Origin of the sequence: Massilia agri, assembly GCF_024753255.1 — a bacterium.
GTDB lineage: Bacteria > Pseudomonadota > Gammaproteobacteria > Burkholderiales > Burkholderiaceae_D > Telluria > Telluria agri.
The window spans coordinates 58,758-77,865 of sequence record NZ_JANUHA010000018.1; the positions used below are offsets into that span (position 1 = coordinate 58,758).

Annotated in this window: 13 protein-coding genes and 1 tRNA gene; 8 read left to right on the top strand and 6 right to left on the bottom strand. The window is 67.0% G+C overall.

Features of this window, described 5'->3' with window-relative positions; translation table 11 throughout:
* Positions 1-49 precede the first annotated feature (49 nt).
* From NX780_RS20820 to NX780_RS20830, 3 genes are read left to right on the top strand one after another with little or no spacing between them, the layout of a single operon-like run.
* A complete protein-coding gene (locus NX780_RS20820; RefSeq protein ID WP_258829797.1) occupies positions 50-724 on the top strand; it encodes a T6SS effector amidase Tae4 family protein in 675 nt (224 codons plus the stop codon).
* On the top strand, positions 721-1,386 hold the full coding sequence (locus NX780_RS20825; RefSeq protein ID WP_258829798.1) for a WG repeat-containing protein: 666 nt from the start codon (positions 721-723) through the stop codon (positions 1,384-1,386). The genes NX780_RS20820 and NX780_RS20825 overlap by 4 nt, the downstream gene beginning before the upstream one ends.
* A gap of 15 nt (positions 1,387-1,401) precedes the next feature.
* Positions 1,402-2,061: a PAAR domain-containing protein gene (locus NX780_RS20830; protein WP_258829799.1), complete on the top strand. Its 660-nt coding sequence runs from the start codon at positions 1,402-1,404 to the stop codon at positions 2,059-2,061.
* A gap of 53 nt (positions 2,062-2,114) precedes the next feature.
* Here the strand turns inward: NX780_RS20830 and NX780_RS20835 are convergent.
* The 5 genes from NX780_RS20835 to NX780_RS20855 form a co-directional block, all read right to left on the bottom strand.
* Positions 2,115-2,204: transfer RNA gene (locus NX780_RS20835), tRNA-Ser, on the bottom strand.
* A 48-nt stretch (positions 2,205-2,252) separates the two neighbouring features.
* Positions 2,253-4,307, bottom strand: a complete 2,055-nt coding sequence (locus tag NX780_RS20840) for a putative bifunctional diguanylate cyclase/phosphodiesterase (RefSeq protein WP_258829800.1) — start codon at positions 4,305-4,307, stop codon at positions 2,253-2,255.
* Positions 4,300-5,469, bottom strand: a complete 1,170-nt coding sequence (locus NX780_RS20845) for an EAL and HDOD domain-containing protein (protein ID WP_258829801.1) — start codon at positions 5,467-5,469, stop codon at positions 4,300-4,302. The genes NX780_RS20840 and NX780_RS20845 overlap by 8 nt, the downstream gene beginning before the upstream one ends.
* A 94-nt stretch (positions 5,470-5,563) precedes the next feature.
* Positions 5,564-6,208 (bottom strand): response regulator transcription factor, encoded by a 645-nt coding sequence (locus tag NX780_RS20850; RefSeq protein ID WP_258829802.1) that lies wholly within the window; start codon positions 6,206-6,208, stop codon positions 5,564-5,566.
* Positions 6,205-7,569 carry a cache domain-containing protein gene (locus NX780_RS20855; RefSeq protein ID WP_258829803.1) on the bottom strand — a complete coding sequence of 455 codons (1,365 nt, stop codon included), beginning with the start codon at positions 7,567-7,569 and terminating at the stop codon, positions 6,205-6,207. Before NX780_RS20855 ends, NX780_RS20850 begins: the two co-directional genes overlap by 4 nt.
* A 303-nt stretch (positions 7,570-7,872) precedes the next feature.
* Here NX780_RS20855 and NX780_RS20860 point away from each other — a divergent pair, with 303 nt between their 5' ends.
* The 5 genes from NX780_RS20860 (at position 7,873) to NX780_RS20880 (ending at position 16,535) form a co-directional block, all read left to right on the top strand.
* Entirely contained in the window at positions 7,873-9,939 is a 2,067-nt protein-coding gene (locus NX780_RS20860; RefSeq protein WP_258829804.1) for a carbon starvation CstA family protein, read from the top strand.
* Complete coding sequence (locus NX780_RS20865; RefSeq protein ID WP_258829805.1) at positions 9,939-10,145, top strand: YbdD/YjiX family protein; 207 nt, start codon at positions 9,939-9,941, stop codon at positions 10,143-10,145. Before NX780_RS20860 ends, NX780_RS20865 begins: the two co-directional genes overlap by 1 nt.
* Positions 10,146-10,312: 167 nt before the next feature.
* Entirely contained in the window at positions 10,313-11,386 is a 1,074-nt protein-coding gene (locus NX780_RS20870) for a S41 family peptidase (protein ID WP_258829806.1), read from the top strand.
* A gap of 177 nt (positions 11,387-11,563) precedes the next feature.
* Complete coding sequence (locus tag NX780_RS20875; protein WP_258829807.1) at positions 11,564-14,416, top strand: hybrid sensor histidine kinase/response regulator; 2,853 nt, start codon at positions 11,564-11,566, stop codon at positions 14,414-14,416.
* 1 nt (position 14,417) lies between these two features.
* Positions 14,418-16,535 (top strand): putative bifunctional diguanylate cyclase/phosphodiesterase, encoded by a 2,118-nt coding sequence (locus NX780_RS20880; protein WP_258829808.1) that lies wholly within the window; start codon positions 14,418-14,420, stop codon positions 16,533-16,535.
* Between the two features lie 122 nt (positions 16,536-16,657).
* Here the strand turns inward: NX780_RS20880 and NX780_RS20885 are convergent, their stop codons facing one another.
* On the bottom strand, positions 16,658-19,054 hold the full coding sequence (locus NX780_RS20885; protein ID WP_258829809.1) for a penicillin acylase family protein: 2,397 nt from the start codon (positions 19,052-19,054) through the stop codon (positions 16,658-16,660).
* Positions 19,055-19,108: the final 54 nt, after the last annotated feature.

The following is a 19,108-nucleotide window of genomic DNA, read 5'->3' on the forward strand; positions in this document are numbered from 1 at the left end:
TGAGTCCATGGAGGTTTGCTAGTATTGCTTTTTTGATTGGAGGCAACAATTGGCCATCACCGCAACTGCCCCGGGCGTCTCTGCCAGCATTACCGCACGGCGGCCCTCCTGGGCCGACATGAGCAAGCACTATCCGGACAAGAGCGTCGAGACCCCGATCCTGTACGACAGCAAAATCGGCGGCAAATTCAAGGGCCTGTACAAGCACCCGGCATACCAGAACACCTGCGCCGTGCGCATGTCGTATGCGCTCAACCGCAGTGGGCTGAAGATGGGCTCTGCTCCCAGCAGCGGCGGGACCGTCGAAGGCGGTGACGGCTACGTGTACTGGATCCGGGTAACGGACCTGAAGGCGCACCTGGCCAAGCAGTTCAAGGGCGCAGACGAAGAACTGACCCTGGCCACCATCCCGGCATCCATGATGAAGGACGTACCTGCGATGCAGGAAAAGTACAAGGAGCGCCGCGCTCTGGCGCAGGCATGGCTTGACACCAAACTGGCAGGACGGAGCGGCATTGTCGTGTTCAACGTGACCGGCTGGGGCGATGCATCGGGACACTTCACGCTGTGGGACGGCAAGGCGAAATCGTTGGCATACGCGACGGGGCACGATAGCTCCGCCAACAATACCTACTATTTCTGGCTGACCCAGCTCCAGGAGGATGAGAACGGCAAGCAGTGGCTCGTCCAGGTATCCTCGATCAAGTTCTGGGAGTTGAAATGATGCGGCACATCTGCATCCTGTTTGCGGCCATGCTGCTCAATGTCCCCGCCATGGCGGCAGACGCTTGCCCGGAGAAAGGTGCGGATGGTGAATGGGCGGCCAGCTGTTTCAACACGGACAAGAGCGGCCGGCGACTCAAGCCGCAGCATCACAAACATCTGCGATTCGACAGCAGCGGCCATGCGACACTCGTGATCAGTGAGCCGAGGGAGCTGGTGGCGGTGAACCGGCAAGGCAAAGTCGTCGTGCCGGGAATCCGGCATACGGGGGACTTCGATTTCCCGGATGCGGAGGGTGGCATCGCACGCTTCGAAACCATTCCGACTACGCCGGGAAGCAAGGCCAGGCCGCAGTGCGGTTATTTCGACAGCCGGAGCTTTCGCATCGTCATTCCGGCCGAGTATGCCCAGTGCAGGCCTTTTGCCAACGGCGAAGCGATCGCCTGCAAGGACTGCGCTTCGGTCTGCACTGAGCCGGAGTGCCAGAACAGCATCCTGGTCGACGGCGACGGCGTCGCGCTCGGCCCGGACGGAACCGTCCGCAGGCGCTTCCGCCTGCCCGACCAGAAGACGGCCTGCGCACAGGCCGGCAGCGCGGAGCACAAGGCCTACACCGGGACGCGCCCGGAATGCATTCTGAAGAGTTACAACCCGTTCAAATAATCATCACAAGTTCACATGGCACGAGAAATCATCCGGCAAGGAGATCGAACCGATCACGGCGGCACTGTGATTGAAGGATCCGTGACCGATATCTGTCACGGCAAGCCGATTTCCTACATCGGACACAAGGTGTACTGCCCCCGCTGCGGCGGCGATTACCCCATCGTCGAAGGCGTGCTGACGACCACCATCTTCGGCAAGGGCGTGGCCGTTGCCGGCATGAAGACCTCTTGTGGCGCGTCACTCATTCCGTCGCAGTTCACCGACACGGTGGAATGGGCTGGCGGCGGTGGCGGCGCTCTGAACGCGGGTGCCGCCGCAGCCGCTGTCCTCGCGCCAGGCGTGGCGCAGGAACTGGCATCTTCTCTGGCCGGAGAGGATGCGGTGGACGAAACCCCCGCGAAGAAGATCACGCGCATGTATTGGTCGTATGGCCCCGACGAGACGCCGGTCAGCGATGTCTCGCGCCATTACGTCGACCTGAACCTGCACATCGAGACCGAAAACTATTCGGCGGGCGACACCGCCGTGGTGGTCATCAGGAACGACGACGAGACCGAGTTGACCGGCGGCGCCCCCACGCTGGAATTGCGCGCAACGGTCGGTGCGGACGGCACTGCCAAACTGAGCAATGTGTTCCGCAACAGGACGGTGGAAATCGGGATCTTTGCCTAGAGAATGCCGTCGAACAAAAGAAGCCCCAGTCTGGGCTCTCGTTCAGCATGCTTTGGCGGAAGCGGTGAGATTCGAACTCACGAACGGGTTCCCCCGTCGGCAGTTTTCAAGACTGCTGCCTTCAACCACTCGGCCACGCTTCCTGTGAGGAAGCAGCATTATACATAAATCATCAACGCCGGTCAGGACAATCAGGCCACCAGCAGCCAGTTCTCCCGCAGGCAGCGCTCGAAGTCGAAGGCCGGCAGCGGCTTGCTGTACAGGTAGCCCTGCACCTCGTCGCAGCCCGCCTCGCGCAGGAAATCCAGTTGCTCCACGGTCTCCACGCCTTCCGCGATCACGCGCAAGCCCAATTGGCGGGCCATGCTGATGATGGTCCCCGCGATCGCGCAGTCGCTGCCGTCCACCGGAATCCCGGTCGTGAACGAGCGGTCGATCTTGAGCGTGTCGATCGGGAAGCGCTTCAGGTAGGACAGGCTCGAATAGCCGGTGCCGAAATCGTCCAGCGACAGCGCCACGCCCAGCTTGTTGATGTGGTCCATGATGCCGGTGACGCGCTCGAAGTCGTGCATCAGCGTGCTCTCGGTGATCTCCAGCTCCAGCCACGACGGATCGAGCTGGTAGCGCGCCAGGGTCTCGGCCACGCGCTCCGGCAGCGAGGCCGTGAACTCGCGCGCCGACACGTTCACCGCCAGGCGGAACGGCGGCACGCCGGCACGCTGCCAGATCGCGGCCTGCGCGCACGCCTGCTCCAGCACCCACTCGCCCACCTGCACGATCAGGCCCGTGGTCTCGGCCAGCGGAATAAATTCGCTCGGCGGCACGATGCCGCGGGTCGGATGCACCCAGCGCACCAGCGCCTCGGCGCCGACGATGCGGTCGCTGCCGATCTCGAACTTCGGCTGGTAATACAGGATCAGTTCACCGTTGCCCAGCGCCTGGCGCAGGCCGGATTCGATGCGCATGCGTTCCTGCATGCCCTGGTTCATGTCCTGGCTGTAGAAGGCCACGCTACGGTCCGGGTTCGCCGCCGCCTGCTTGGCCCGCTCCATCGCGATGTCGGCCAGGCCCAATAAAGTCTCGGCGTCGCTGCCGTCTTGCGGATACACGCTGATGCCGATGCTGGCGCCCACGCGCAGGTCGTGGCCGCCGATCAGGAAAGGCGCGTCCAGCGCCAATTGCAGCTTCCGCGCCACCGTGGTCGCCTCGAAGTGCTGGCGGATGTCGAACAGGCCCACCGCGAATTCGTCGCCCGACAGACGCGCCACCACGTCTTCGTCGCGCAGGGTATCGCGCACGCGCTGGGCCACCTGGCGCAGCAGCTCGTCGCCGATGCGGCGGCCCAGGGTGTCGTTGATGCGCTTGAAGCGGTTCAGGTCCATGAACAGCACGCAGCCGGAGGTTTCGTTGCGCTGCGCGACCATCAGGGCCTGGTCGACCAGGCGCGCGAACAGGGTGCGGTTCGGCAGGCCGGTGAGCTCATCGTAGTAGGCCAGGTGGTGCAGCTGTTCCTCGGCCTGCTTGCGTTCGGTGATATCGGTGAGGTAGGCGATCAGGCCGATCGGGCGCTCGGCCAGGTCGCGCAGCGGAGACAGCGACAGGCTGGCCCAGAACACCTCGCCCGATTTCTTGCGGCGCTTCACTTCCATCATGCGCCCGCCCTGCTCGGCGAAAGCGTCCGGCATGTCCTCGTCTTCGTCTGCGTACAGGAAGAGGATGTTGCGGCCGATGGCTTCCAGGCCCGTGTAGCCGAACAGCTCCTCGGCGCCGCGGTTCCAGCTGGTGATGTAGCCCATCTGGTCCATTGTCAGGACCGACTCGTGGATCTGGTCGAGGATCTGCGACTGGTGCGCCAGCTGCGCTTCCATCTGCGCATAGGCGTGGGTGGAGCGCTGGGCCAGCGAGTGCACCTGCATCAGGGAGGCCGTCAGGTGCGCCAGGCCTTCCAGCTGGCGCGCGTCTTCCACGGTATAGCTGCCGCGTCCCGCCACTTCGTAGATACCGAACTGCTCGGACACGCCGGCCACCACCTGGCGCAGCACAGGGCCGGGGCCGAACGGTGCTGCCACGCCGGCGCCCGGCACGAATCGGCCGCGCGAACTGCTCAACAGGCCGGCGGCGGCGCCGCCCAGGGCCGCATGCAGGGTTTCGCCGCGCAGGCGCAGCACCGCATCGCACACTGCACTGGAGGCGCCGACAAAGTCGAGCGATGTATGGGCGGGAACCAGTGCGTGAATATTAGACATTACGGCCTACCTGAATTGCCCAATGATAGGCGTTCAATTGGCTGTGCCACCAGGCGGTGGGGCTGATGCCGGCGTCGCTCAGCTCCTGCTCCGTGGGACGGGTCTGGGCCAGGCGAAGCCAGCTTCCCAATGGTCCGGTGCGGTGCAGGAGCGCATCGGAGACGTGCGGCGGCAGGTGGAGGTCGGCGACGATGTCCTGCATCGGCATCTGCAGCAGGCGGTCGAGGAGGGAAAACACGCCGGTCATGAAGGCAACGTCGCAGTCGTCGCGCTCTCCTCCCGCTTCCTTGCACAAGGCCTCCAGCTGGGCGCCGCGGCGCGCCGCCAGCGGCAGCAGCAGGTTCGGCAGGCCGTCGGGCTGCTGGCGTGCGTAGAGCAGCAGCTGCAGCCAGCGCTGAAGCTGGCGCCGGCCGAGCAGGTTGATGGCCTGGTTGAAGCTGGTGATCTGGGAGCTGACCGCGAAGGCCGCCGAGTTCACGAGTTTCAGCAGGTGGAAGGACAGCGCCGGGTCCTGCTTGAGCTGGTTTTCCAGCTCGCGCGAGTCGGCGTCGCGCGCCAGCAGGCCGAGCAGGGTCAGGATGCGCTTGCGCGAGCTGCCGTCGCCGCCCTGCCCCGCCAGTACCGGGTCATAGGGGTAGTCGCCACTGAACCAGTCGAAGCCGGCCATCTCGCATTCGCCGAAGCGCTGGGCGCTGTCGACGCGGGTAGCAAGGTGGGGGCCGAACAGGGCGACCAGGCGGCCCGGCGGCAGCGCGTCGACGCCGCAATCGCGCGCCACGGTGCGCAGCGCCGGCGGGACGGCCACGCCTTCGCGGGCGTCGCCATCGAGCCAGATGCGGTAGCCGAATTCATGGAGTTCGCTCAGGCGGCGCGCCACGCCATCCTGGGCCAGCGCGCTTGCCGCCACCACGAAGCCGATGCGGTTGGCGGGCAGCAGGGCCAGCACCGGCGGCGTCAGGGAGGCCGGGTGGTCGAGCATCAGGAGGCCGTCGAGCGGCGCGATCGCCGTCAGGAGGTCGGGCGAGCCGAACACCGTCTGCAGGTGCTGCGGCGTCGGGGCGCCGCCCTCGACCTGCAGGCACAGCGCCACCCACTCGTTCTGCCCATTGGCGACCGGGTCGATTGCTACCAGCGGAAATGGGTGTGGGTCCAGCTCGGCCATTGTCGAGGCTTCTCAATGATATTCAGTCAATCTTATTGTAGTGCTTATCAGAAAGCAACACCTGTATTGCTCTGCGGACACTAATGTGCAGACTTTAGGGGCTGGCGTGTTGTATTGCGTAGCGAATCAGCTCGGCCTGGCCCTCGATGCCGAGCTTGCGCTTGATGTTCAGGCGGTGGGTTTCGACCGTGCGGACCGACAGGTCGAGTTCGCGGGCGATGCCCTTGTTCGACTGGCCGGCCGCGATGAAGCGCAGGATCTCCTGCTCACGGGAGGTCAGGCCTTCGCCATAGCCGGGGGCCGTGGCCGGCGCGCTGGCCAGCTGGCGCGCCAGGGCGGCGCTGTAATAGATGCCGCCGCCCATGACGGTGTCGATCGCCAGCACGATGTCCTTGCCTGGCGCGTCCTTGAGCACATAGCCGCGCGCCCCGGCCTGGATGGCCTGGGTCACGTACTCGGGCCGGTCGTGCATGGACAGCATCAGCACGGCGATGCCGGGATAACGCTGCGTCAGGCGGGCGGTGGCTTCGATGCCGCTGGTATTGCTGTCGCCGCGCATGTTCACGTCCATCAGCACCAGGTCGGGCTGGAGGAGCCCGGCCTGCTCCAGCGCCTCTTCGGCGGAACCCGCCTCGCCCACCACGCGCAGCCGCGGCGCCGCTTCCAATCTGGCGCGCAGGCCGTCGCGCACCAGGGGGTGGTCGTCCACCAGCAGGATATTGATGTCTTGTTCGCTCATGCGTGCTCCTCGAGGTCGATGCTGGCCACCACGCGGGTGCCCAGGGGGCTGGAGGCGATCTCCAGGCGTCCGCCGATCGCCTCCATCCGCTCCATCATATTGCGCAGGCCGATTCCGCGCTGCGGGTGGACCGCCACGCTGTCGGCATCGAAGCCCGCGCCGTCGTCGCGGATGCTCAAGGTGAGGCAGCGGCCGCGCCGCACTAGGGACAGGTCTATCGCGCGCGCGCCGGCGTGGCGTTCGGCGTTCGTCAGGGCTTCCTGGGCGATGCGGAACAGCACCGTGCCCGCCGTCTCGGGCAGCGCGTCGACCGCCCCTTCGACCCGGAAGCGTACCGGCGTGCCGCTGTGGCGGTGCGATTCGCTGGCCAGGTGGTCGAGCGCCGGGGCCAGGCCCAGGTCGTCCAGCAGGGCCGGACGCAGGTCGTGCGAGATGCGCCGCACCTCGCCGAGCACGCATTTCACCTGCTCCACCGTGCGTTCCAGGCCTTCCTTGCCGGCCTGCTGCTGGGCGGCATCGCCGCCCAGGCGGATGATGCCGGCTTCCAGCTGCAGCTTGACCGAGACCAGGGCCTGGCTGATCCCGTCGTGCAGGTCGCGCGAGAGGCGCGCCCGCTCCTGCTCCTGCGAGTCGACCACGCGCTGGGCCAGGGCCTTCAGCTTGGCGTCGGCCACGCGCAGCTCGCGCAGGTTCAGCACCAGGCCGCCGGCGGCCACCGCGCTCGATGCCAGGATCGCCAGGCCGGCGATCCACAACAGGGTCTCGTCGATATTGCGCGACTGCTGGGCATCGACCTGGGCCAGGGCGTTTTCCACGTCGTCGAGGTAGATGCCGGTGCCCATCATCCAGCCCCAGTTCGCCACCGGCACCACGTAGCCGAGCTTGGGCGCCTGGCGGTTCGAGGAGGGCTTGGCCCAGGTGTAGCGATGGAAGCCCCCGCCGTTCTGTGCGCGCTCGATCAGGCGGCGGACGGTGGGCACGCCGTTGGCGTCCTTCCAGTCCCACATGTCGCGGCCGACCAGCTCGGGCTGGCGCGGGTGCATCAGGCTCTTGCCCTTCATGTCGTAGACGAAGAAGTAGCCGTCGTCGCCGAAGCTGAGCGCGCCGAGGATGCGCTTGGCTTCTTCCAGGGTTGCGGGATCGTTGCGGCCGGATCGGACCAGGTGCCCGATCGACTGGCTGGCCAGGGCCACGTAGTGGCGCAGCTCGGCCTCCTTGCTGGCCAGGTAGGCGCGCTGGATGGTGGCGCGCTGCTGCCGGGCCAGGTCCACGGCCTGCTGGCGCACGAACAGGGCGATCGCGCACAGGGCCACGATCAGGGGGGCGATGGCCAGAACAATGACCTTTTGCCGTAGTTTCATGTTTTTCGTAGGGTGGGCGGTCCTCCGCCCACGCGGTGATAGTTATCGCAAAAAGGCCGCGCACGATGATTTCACCGTGATTTGAACGCGTGGGCGGGGGACCGCCCACCCTACAGACCAGCATTCTAAGCTCCAGCGAGCTCTTCGACCTACGTACTACTACGCAGCCACTGCGTAATCATGCGCTTGTCGTGCTGATAATGATGCAACATACTTTGCGCTAGCCTGTCCAAAAATCCGCCCGCATCAGGCCGTTCGCATGCGGGATACAACAAGTTGTCAATCCATCCTCGGAGGAGCACCATGAAACGAATGTCGAGCATGCTCGGCTGGATCGCGCTATCGATCCTCGGCGCCTTTTCGCTCGGGTTCATCGCGGTCAAGCGCGGCGAAACCATCAATGCGATCTGGATCGTCGCCGCGGCGGTCTGCGTCTACCTGATCGCCTACCGCTTCTACAGCAAATACATCGCCTACAAGGCGCTGGGCCTGGACCCGACGCGCCAGACCCCGGCCTACAAGTACAACGACGGCCTGGACTACGTCCCGACCAATAAATACGTGCTCTACGGCCACCACTTCGCCGCGATCGCCGGCGCCGGTCCCCTGGTCGGCCCGGTACTGGCCGCCCAGATGGGCTACCTGCCCGGCATGATGTGGATCCTGGCAGGCGTCGTCTTCGCCGGCGCCGTCCAGGACTTCATCGTGCTGTTCATGTCGACCCGCCGCGACGGCCGTTCGCTGGGCGACCTGATCAAGTCCGAGATGGGCGAGATTCCGGGCCTGATCGCCCTGCTCGGCTGCTTCATGATCATGGTGATCATCCTGGCCGTGCTGGCGCTGATCGTCGTGAAGGCGCTCACCGGCTCGCCATGGGGCTCCTTCACCGTGATGGCCACCATCCCGATCGCGCTGTTCATGGGCCTGTACTCGCGCTATGTGCGCGTGGGCCGCATCGGTGAGGTCTCGATCATCGGCTTCGTGCTGCTGATGCTGGCCATCATCGGCGGCCAGTGGGTCCACGATTCGCCGACCTGGGGCCCGGCCTTCACCTTCACCGGCACCGAACTGACCTGGATGCTGATCGGCTACGGCTTCGTGGCCTCCGTGATTCCCGTGTGGCTGCTGCTGGCGCCGCGCGACTACCTGTCGACCTTCCTCAAGATCGGCACCATCGTGGCCCTGGCCATCGGCATCGTGATCGTCGCGCCCGAGCTGCGCATGCCGGCCGTGACCAAGTTCATCGACGGCACCGGCCCGGTGTGGTCGGGCAACCTGTTCCCCTTCCTGTTCATCACGATTGCCTGCGGCGCCGTCTCCGGCTTCCACGCGCTGATCTCCTCGGGCACCACGCCGAAGATGATCGAGAACGAAACCCACGCCCGCTTCATCGGCTACGGCGGCATGCTGATGGAATCCTTCGTGGCCATCATGGCCCTGGTGGCCGCAAGCACCATCGACCCGGGCGTCTACTTCGCCATGAACAGCCCGGCCGCCGTGCTGGGCACTACCGCGCAGTCGGCCGCCCTGGCCGTGTCGAACATGGGCTTCGTGATCACCCCTGAAACCCTGGAGCAGATGGCCAGGGACGTCGGCGAGCACACCATCATCTCGCGCGCCGGCGGCGCCCCGACCCTGGCGGTGGGCATGGCCCACATCCTGTCGAACGTGGTCGGCGGCCAGGCCATGATGGCCTTCTGGTACCACTTCGCGATCCTGTTCGAAGCCCTGTTCATCCTGACCGCGGTGGACGCGGGCACCCGCGCCGGCCGCTTCATGCTGCAGGACCTGCTCGGCGCCTTCGCCCCGTCGCTGAAGAAGACCGACTCGCTGCCGGCCAACCTGCTGGCAACCGGCCTGTGCGTCGCGGCCTGGGGCTACTTCCTGTACCAGGGCGTGGTCGATCCGCTGGGCGGCATCAACACCCTGTGGCCGCTGTTCGGCATCGCCAACCAGATGCTGGCCGCCGTTGCGCTGACCCTGGGCACCGTGGTGCTGTTCAAGATGAAGCGCGCCCAGTACGCCTGGGTCACCATCGTGCCGACCATCTGGCTGCTGGCCTGCACCCTGACCGCCGGCTGGCAGAAGGTGTTTGCCAGCGATCCGAAGGTCGGCTTCCTGGCCCACGCCAACAAGTTCCAGGCCGCGCACGACGCCGGCACGGTGCTGGCGCCGGCCAAGACCGTCGAGCAGATGGAACGCATCATCTTCAACGACTACGTCGATGCGACCCTGGCGGGCTTCTTCATCATCGTGGTGCTGGCGGTGGTCGTCTACGGTGTCCGCACCATCCTCGCCTCGCGCTCGAGCAGCGGCCCGACCGCGAAGGAAACCCCGTACGTCGCCATGTCCGGCGCACAGGTGCAGTGATGTTCGGCGCCCTGCTCGACGCCGGCAAGACGGCAGGCAAGTACCTCGGGCAGAGCATGCGCCTGATGGTCGGCCTGCCCGAGTACGACACCTATGTGTCGCACATGGAAAGGACGCACCCGGACCAGACGCCGATGACGTACGAGGAGTTCTTCCGCGAGCGCCAGGAGGCGCGCTACGGCGGGAAGCGGGCGACGTGCTGCTGACGGCGGCGCGTTGAACAGAGAAGGGACGCTGCGGCGTCCCTTCTTTTTATGCCGGCTGCCTGCACGCGCGCGAGACGCAATTATTTTTGCTATCACATAGCAATTGTTGTGCTATTCTCAATCCATCAAACTTCCGCACCATCGAAGAAATCACTTCCGGAGAAGCAATGAGCAAGAAATGGACTGACAAACCGTCTTTGCTGGCGCCGGTCGTGTTCGGCGCAATTGTCCTCATGTTCCTGCTGCAGGGTTTCAGTTCCCAACCGGAGGTGGTGCTTGACCGCGCGACGCGGGCAGAGACGATCGACAAGCTGGTGGCGGCGCTGAACGATCACTACGTTTTCCCCGACAAGGCCAGGCAGATCGAAGCCGTCCTGAAGCGTCGCCAGCAGGAAGGCAAGTACGATGGCATCACGAGCGGCTACCGGCTTGCGGGACAGCTCGCGGCCGACATCCGGGACGTTGCCAGGGACCGCCATCTGAAGGTGGGCTACCACCCCAGGCTGGCCCTGCCCGACGATGTGGTCGCTCCTCCTCCGACGTCGCTGGCGCAATGGGAAGAGCGCTACAACTTCCTCGAGCGCATGGTCTTGCGCGACGAGGCAAGCCGGGAAGTGAAACAGGTCCATCGCATGAAGCACAACATCGGTTACATGAAGATGACCAGCTTCCCCGATGCTTTCCTCATGCGGGAAAGATACGCCGAGGCAATGGACGAACTTGCCGACACCGACGGCCTCGTCGTGGACCTGCGCCAGAATGGCGGCGGCGACCCGCAAGCGGTGGCCCTGCTCATCAGCTACTTCGTCGACGGGCGCACGCGCCTCAACGACCTGTGGGATCGTGACACCGGCAAGACCGTCCAGCACTGGACCGAAGACAAGCTCGACGGGAAACGCTATGGCGGCAAGAAGCCGGTCATAATCCTGGTCGGCCCCGGTACGGCGTCCGCCGGCGAAGACTTCGCGTACACGATGCAGGCCTTGAAACGCGCCGCCGTGGTCGGCGAGCGGACCTGGGGTGGGGCCCACCCCAACCAGGCCTATCAGCTGAGCGAGCACTTCTTCGCATGGGTGCCCAAGCAGCGCACCATCAGTCCGATCACCGGCACGAACTGGGAAGGCGTGGGCGTCACGCCGGATGTCGCGGTGTCGGAGGAAAGCGCGTTCGCGGTGGCCAGGAAGCTGATCCGGCGCAGGATTCGCGACAGCGCCCCGTTGGTCGCCGCAGCCAGGCACTGACAGCGGCATGCGTGCGGCACGCGCACGCGACAATTCCGCCCAGACACGCAGTTGACCTCCCTCAACGCCCCTCCCCCTCCCTGAACGTATATTTTTTTCTTGTGGGAATTTGCATTCCGCAAAGGAGGCCCTGCTTCGTCCGTTGCAGGTCTGCTCCGCCGTGCCTCCGGGATCAGCATGCCGAACTTCGAGCGCTCCAGTCTGAACCAGAAGCTGACCATCATCTCGCTGCTGTCGACCGCGACCGCGCTGGCCTTCGTGTTCGCCGCCTTTGCGGCGACTTCGGTGGCCAACCATCGCAAGGACGAGGCGATGCAGCTGGCAACCTTCGCCCAGGTGATCGGGGCCACGAGTAGCGACCACCTGCTGCTGCGCGACCGCAAGCGCGCCGTCGCGGCCCTGTCCACCCTGGCCGCCAAGCGCGACATCTCGGCCGCGGTGCTCTACGACCGCCACGGCCAGCCCTTCGCCCACTACCCCGCCGACGGGGAATGGGAAGCGCAGGCCCTCGACCGCGTCGATGCCGAAGGCCTGGCCGGCGCCAACCGGGAAGGCCAGCGCCTGCTGTCGCGCACCATGCGCCTGTACCAGCCGGTCCGCGACGGCGAGCTGCAGGTCGGCGTCGTGATGATCGAGACCGACCTGGTGAACACCTGGATCGACATCCTCGCGGGCCTGGCCGTCATGGGGCTGGCGATGCTGGCCTCGCTGCTGGTGTCGGTCGCGATGGCGGGCCGCTTCAAGCGCAGCATCGCCGAGCCGGTGACGAAGCTGATCCAGGCCGCCCAGAAGGTCTCCAGCAGCCAGAACTACAGCCTGCGCATCGCCCACCAGCGCACCGACGAGCTGGGCATCCTGATCGACAGCTTCAACACCATGATGGCCCAGATCGAGGACCGCGGCGCCGCCCTGCTGCACCACCGCGACGAACTCGAACGCCAGGTCGGCGTGCGCACCGAGCAGCTGGAGAAGGCGAAGAACGCGGCCGAAGCGGCCAGCCGCGCCAAGAGCGCATTCCTCGCCACCATGAGCCACGAGATCCGCACCCCGATGAACGGCGTGCTGGGCATGACCGAGATGCTGCTCGCGACCGAGCTCACCGAGTCGCAGCGCAACTACACGACCCTGGTGAAGCGCTCGGGCGAGCACCTCCTGGTGATCATCAACGACATCCTGGATTTTTCAAAAATCGAGGCCGGCAAGCTCACCATCGAGTACATCAACTTCAACCTCTGGGACCTGCTGGACGACATCCACAACGTCTATACGCCGCAGGCGGCCAGCAAAGGCATCGGCTTCGACTTCGACATCGCCAACGACATCCCGGTGGCGATCTGCGGCGACCCGAACCGGCTGCGCCAGATCATGGCCAACCTGCTGGGCAATGCCATCAAGTTCACCGACCAGGGCCGCATCCTGGCGCGGGTGCGCGTGGCGGGCGAGGACACCCAGTCGGTGATGCTGCGCTTCGAGGTGCACGACACCGGCATCGGCATCTCGCGCGAGGCGCGTGCGCGCCTGTTCGAGGCCTTCTCGCAGGCCGACGATTCCACCACCCGGCGCTACGGCGGCACCGGACTCGGGCTGGCGATCTCCAAGCAGCTGGTCGAGCTGATGGGCGGCGCCATCGGGGTCGACAACGCGCCGCAGCGCGGCTCGATCTTCTGGTTCACGGTTAGCTTCGACAAGCGCCGCGTGGATCCGGATGCGCCGGGCCACCGCCAGCACACCCTCGAGGGCCTGCGCGTGCTGGTGGTCGACGAGGAGGAAGAGGTCCGCGAAGACCTCACCCAGCAGCTGCGCGCCTGGCGCGCCCAGGCCGATGGCGCGGCCAGCACGGCCGCGGCCTACGAATGCATCCTGAGCGCCGCCCGCGCCGGCCGCCCCTATGACGCCGCGCTGCTGGACATGGAACTGACCCACACCAGCGGTCTCGCCCTGGCGGCGTCCATCAAGGCCGACGCCGCCGCGCGCGCCACCCACCTGGTGCTGCTCAGCCTTGAAACCCAGGCGGCCGATCCGGTGCAGCGGCGCGCCGCCGGCGTGGCCTACCAGCTGATCAAGCCGGCGCGCGCGGCCGACCTGTATGCCTGCCTCGCCGCCTGCGCGGCGCGCCTGCATGCGCCGCCGGTTCCCATGCCCGCCACCGCTGCGCCCGTCGCAGCCAGCGCGACGCCGCGTCCGGCCCCCGCCGCGCCGGCGCCGCGCGCACGCATCCGCCGGGTGCTGCTGGCCGAGGACAATCCGGTCAATGTGGAAGTGGCCAAGGCGATGCTGGAAAGCCTGGGCATCGAGGCGACCTGCGCGCGCAACGGCCAGGAGGCGCTGAACGCGGTGCGCGCCAGCGCTTTCGATGCGGTGCTGATGGATTGCCAGATGCCGGTGATGGACGGCTTCGCCGCCACCGCCGCGATCCGCCGCCACGAACGCGAATCCGGCCGCGCGCGCACCCTGCCCGTGATCGCCATCACGGCCAATGCCCTGCAGGGCGACCGCGAAGCCTGCCTGGCGGCCGGCATGGACGACTACCTGTCCAAGCCCTTCACCCAGCAGCAGCTGTCCGCCGTGATCGGCCGCTGGGTCGGGGTGGGCATGGCCGCCACCAGCCACCACGACGACGCGCCACTGCGGGCGCCGCCGCGCCTGCCGCCGGAAAGCATCGAGGTGATCCAGCGCGAAGCCGTCAACCGCACGGCCCTGGAAAACATCCGGGCGCTCTCCCGCGACGGCGGCGACGCCCTGGTGCAGAAGGTGGTGGCCGCCTACATGGGCGACACCCCACGCCACCTGGCCACCTTGCGCGAAGCGATCGACGGCGATGACCCCGGCAGCGTGCGGCGCGTCGCCCACAGCCTGAAGTCGGCCAGCGCCAACGTCGGCGCCATGCACCTGGCCTCGCTGTGCAAGGAACTCGAACAACTCGGCCGCGCGGAGTCCGTCGATGGGGCCGCGCGCATCCTTACCGACATGGAGCGCGAGTTCCAGTCGGTCCGCCAGTCGCTTCACGCCATGCTCGAAAAGGAAACCTAGAATGCCAGCCTCTTCTCCCCTGAAGCGCGGAACGGTCCTGGTCGCCGACGACGACCCGGTGATGCGCCTGCTGATGCTCGAGATGCTGGCCCAGGTCGGGCTGGACGCGATCGAGGCGGCGGACGGCGCACAGGCCGTGCAGCTCGCGGCCGAGCGCAACCCCGACCTGATCCTGCTCGACGTCGACATGCCGCGCATGGACGGCTTCGCAGCCTGCGAAGCGATCCGCCGCGCCGAAAAAGATGGCGTGTCGGTGCCGATCGTGATGGTCACCGGCGGCGACGACCTGGAAGCCGTCACCCGCGCCTACGAAGTGGGCGCCACCGACTTCGTCTCGAAACCCATCAACTGGCCCATCCTCGGCCACCGCGTGCTCTACGTGCTGCGCGCCAGCGACGCCATCGCACGCCTGCGCATCGCCGACGCCCAGAACCGCGCGGTGCTGGCCGCGATTCCCGATACCTTCTTCCGGCTCGACCGCGACGGCTTCTATCTCGATTACGAGCCGGGCAACGAGCGCCCCGGACGCGGACGGACAATGCCACCGCAGCAGCCCAGGGTCGGCAAGCACATCACCGACGTGCTGCCCCCGGAGGTGGCCGCGAGCATCATCGAGCAGATGCGCACCGTGCTGACCACCCAGCAGGTGCGCTCGGTCGAGTACGAGTTGGAGCATTGCGGCGAGATCCAGCATTTCGAGGCGCGCCTGGTGGCCACCAGCGCCTCCCAGGTGCTGGGCCTGGTGCGCGACATCAGCGAAAGAAAGCGCGCCGAGGAACAGATCCGGCGCCTGGCCTACTGCGACAGCCTGACCGGCATCCCGAACCGCCAGGCCTTCCTGGAAACGCTGGAGCGCGAACTGCAGCGTTCCAAGATCGGCAACAAGAAGTTCGCGGTGCTGTTCATGGACCTGGACGCGTTCAAGCGCATCAACGACACGCTCGGCCACAATGCGGGCGACCAGCTCCTCAAGATGGTGTCGGAACGCCTGCGCGAGACCACGCGTCCGAGCGATCTGGTCTCGCGCGGGGACAATGCGAGCAACCTGGCGCGCCTGGGTGGCGACGAATTCACCATCCTGATTCCCGACCTGGAACGGGTCGAGCATGCGCTCAATGTGGCCACGCGCGTCAAGGAAGCGATGCGGCGGCCCTTCCTCATCGAGGGCAACGAGATCTTCGTTACCGCCAGCATCGGCATCTCGCTCTTCCCGGAAGATGGCGACGACTGCGGCTCGCTCCTGAAATACGCCGACACCGCGATGTACCACGCCAAGAACTGCGGCAAGAACAACGCCAAGCTGTACAGCTCTTCCCTGACGATGCAGATCATGAGCCATGTGAAGCTGGAGGTGGGGCTGCGCAAGGCGCTGCAGAACGACGAACTGTATCTCGTCTACCAGCCGCAACGCGACGTGCGAACCTCGGAGATCGTCGGCGTCGAAGCCCTGGTGCGCTGGCGCCATCCGGAACGCGGCCTGGTGCCGCCGACCGAGTTCATTCCGCTGGCCGAAGAGACCGGCCTGATCGTGCCGATCGGCGAATGGGTGCTGCGCACCGCCTGCCGCCAGGCCAGGGTCTGGCAGCGCCACGCCCAGCGCACCCTGCGCATGGCGGTGAACCTGTCGGCCAAGCAGTTCAAGGACGAGAACCTGTCGCAGATGGTGCACTCGGCCCTGCTGGACGCGGGACTGGAGCCGCGCCTGCTGGAACTGGAGCTGACCGAAGGCACGCTGATGGACGACGCGCGCGCCACCCTGGTGACGCTGGAACGGCTGCGCGGCATCGGGGTCTTCCTGTCGATCGACGATTTCGGCACGGGTTACTCGTCAATGAACTATTTAAAACGTTTCGACGTGCGCGCGCTGAAGATCGACCGCAGCTTCATCAACGGCCTGCCCCAGGATTCGGAGAACGCGGCCATCACGCGCGCCATCATCGCGATGGCGCACGGGCTCAAGATGGTGGTGGTGGCCGAAGGGGTGGAGACCGGGGAGCAGTTGCTGCTGCTGGAGCAGTATGGCTGCGATATGGTGCAAGGCTACTTCCTGGGGCATCCGTCGAGTGCGGAGGCGATCACCGGCATGCTGGCGGCGCCGCTCGCATTGCCCGCTAAGTAGGGTGGTCGGCTCTGCCGACCGCGCGTTCAAATACACGACGAGGACAGGCGCATCGTCCATTTTTACGCTGGTTGAACGCGCGGTCGGCGAAGCGTGGTCCAGTCCACTGGACTGGACCACCCCTACGGTACAAACCGTAAAGTATATTTCGGCTTCCCCGGCAAGAACGGCACCGGCTCCGCCTTCACCCACGCGCTGTGCCCCGCCAGGAAGAAGGGCGACAGTGGGTGCCCGCTCTGCCCGCCCGGCATATTGTACAAGCCCTCCTCTTCGCGCCCCGGCGACACCGTCATGCGCTCCGACTGGCCGAACTTCGGCCCCGCCACGCGCGGCATGTTGGCGTCGCCCGGCAGGCGGTCCGCGGGCGCGCCCAGCAGCGGCTTGAGGGCCGGCACCGCGAGGCTGATCGGGTGTGCGATCTCCGCCGTGTTGCGCGCGCCCCAGCTGGCAGCGGCCAGCGCCTGGCCATCCCGGGTGAGCTCGGCGATGACGCGGTCCACGGCCGCCAGTTCCACGGCGCGCCAGTCGGCGTAGCCGGCAGGCAGCCAGCCGCTGGGGCGGGCGTCGAGCAGGCGGGCCACGACCTCGGGCCAGCGGCTGGTGCCGGCGATCGGCGCCTTCGGGTCGAGCGCCTTGATCGCCTTGCCGGCGCCCGCGTAGAAGAGATCGTGCAGCGCCCACATATAGCCGCGCGCGAGGCGGTAGCCGACGGAATCGACGCTGGCGTGGCCGTCCCAGCTTTGCTCCAGCAGGCGGCGGAACTCGGCGCGCTGCGGCTGGCCCGTCACCGCCTGGGCATCGAGCACGCGCAGCGCGCGCTCGCGCCAGCCGGCAATGAACAGCGCGCGGTCATCCAGGGCCACGTCGAAGACCTTGCGCACGTCGAGCTGGCCGCCCAGCGCCTGCAGGCCTTCGGCGATCTGGCGGTTGCGTGCGCCCAGGTCGAAGCCGCCGTCACCGAGCACCGCCGCGCCCTCGCCCATCAGCTGGCGGCTGTTGGCGGTCGTGATCTGCCCGTCCGCCGGGTTGACGATGCGCGGATAGCGCTGCGCCGGCAGCAGGCCGCTCCAGCTCGGCGTTTCGCCCGTGAGCGGGAAAGTCGTCGCGAACTGCGCCGTGCTGCGCGCCGGCAGCGTGCCGGCGATGGTCCAGCCGATGTTGCCGGCCGCGTCGCCCACGACGATGTTCTGGGCCGGGATGCCGTCGATGGCGGCGACGGCGAAAGCCTCCTCGACGCTGGCGGCGGTCTCGAACTTCAGGTGATTGAGGTTGACGGCGGCATCGTCGTGCGCCACCCAGCGCACGGCGTACAGGCGCCCGCCGGCTTCGCGGACCGGGCCGAGCGATGTGTCCTGCACCACAAAGCGTTCGGGCTGCGCGCCCTTCACGGCGATCGATTCGACGTGGCTCTGCGGGGTTTCCCAGCCGGAGGGCAGGCGCACCTGGCCGGGGTGGGCCGGGTCGCGTTCGAGCGCCACCAGGTCGATCAGGTCGGCATAGCTGTTGGTGAAGGCCCAGGCCACCCGCCCATTGCTGCCGGCGATCACCGTGGGCGGCGCGCCCGGCAGGCTGACGCCGGCGACGCGGCGCTGGCCGCCCTGCCCGTCCGGGAAGCGCAGGGCGAGGCGGTACCAGATGTTCGGCAGCTGCAGGCCCAAATGCATGTCGTCCGAGACGATGGCCGCGCCATTGCTGCTGCGGCTGCCCGCCACCGCCCAGCTATTGCTGCCGACGCTGTCGACGAAGTCGGCGCCGCGCAGCGCCGCCTGCCTGCCGGCGGTGTCGGGCGGGGTGCCCCACCAGCCTGGAGCCCGTTCCGGAATGGGCGCGGGCGCCAGGGCCGCGCCCTTGTCGAGGGTGGCGTCCCAGCGGCTCGCTTCGGGCAGCAGGAAGGCCAGCTGCGCCGCGTCGCTGTGCTCGCGCAGCCAGCCGCGCGCCAGGTCGCGGCCTTCCTGCATGGCCTGCAGGTCGATGTACATGGCCCACACGACCAGCAGCGAATCCGCCGCCGTCCAGGTTCGCGCCTCGGTGCCGGTCAGTGCGTATTCGAAAGGCCTCGCGCCCAGCGCCCTGAAACCATCGTTCACACCAGCGACATAGCGGTCGAGCAAGGTGCGTTCCGGCGCCGGCAGGCGGGCCAGGGTGCGCTCGGCGCGGGCGCGGAACCGGTGCAGGCGGCGTGCGCGGTCGAGCGGCAGCGCGCGCGGACCGAAGAGCTCCGCCAGCTCACCGGCGGCGGTGCGGCGCAACAGGTCCATCTGGAAATAGCGCTCTTGCGCGTGGACGAAGCCGGTGGCATAGGCGACGTCGAGACGGCTGGCTCCGCTGATCAGGGGCACGCCGGCAGCGTCGCGCTCGACCGTCACCGCCGCCGACAGGCCGGGGGCCTGCCGTTCACCGTCCAGCTGGGCCAGGCTGGCGCGCAGGTAGAGCCAGGCGCCCAGCGCCGCCAGGACGACGAGCAGCAGCAATCCTCCCAGCCCTCTCAGGGCCCAGGTCTTCCAACGGCGCTGTCGCATGTCCCCTCCTTGTTTTTAGGGGGCGTATCTTGCCAGAAAATTGATTTCCCCGGC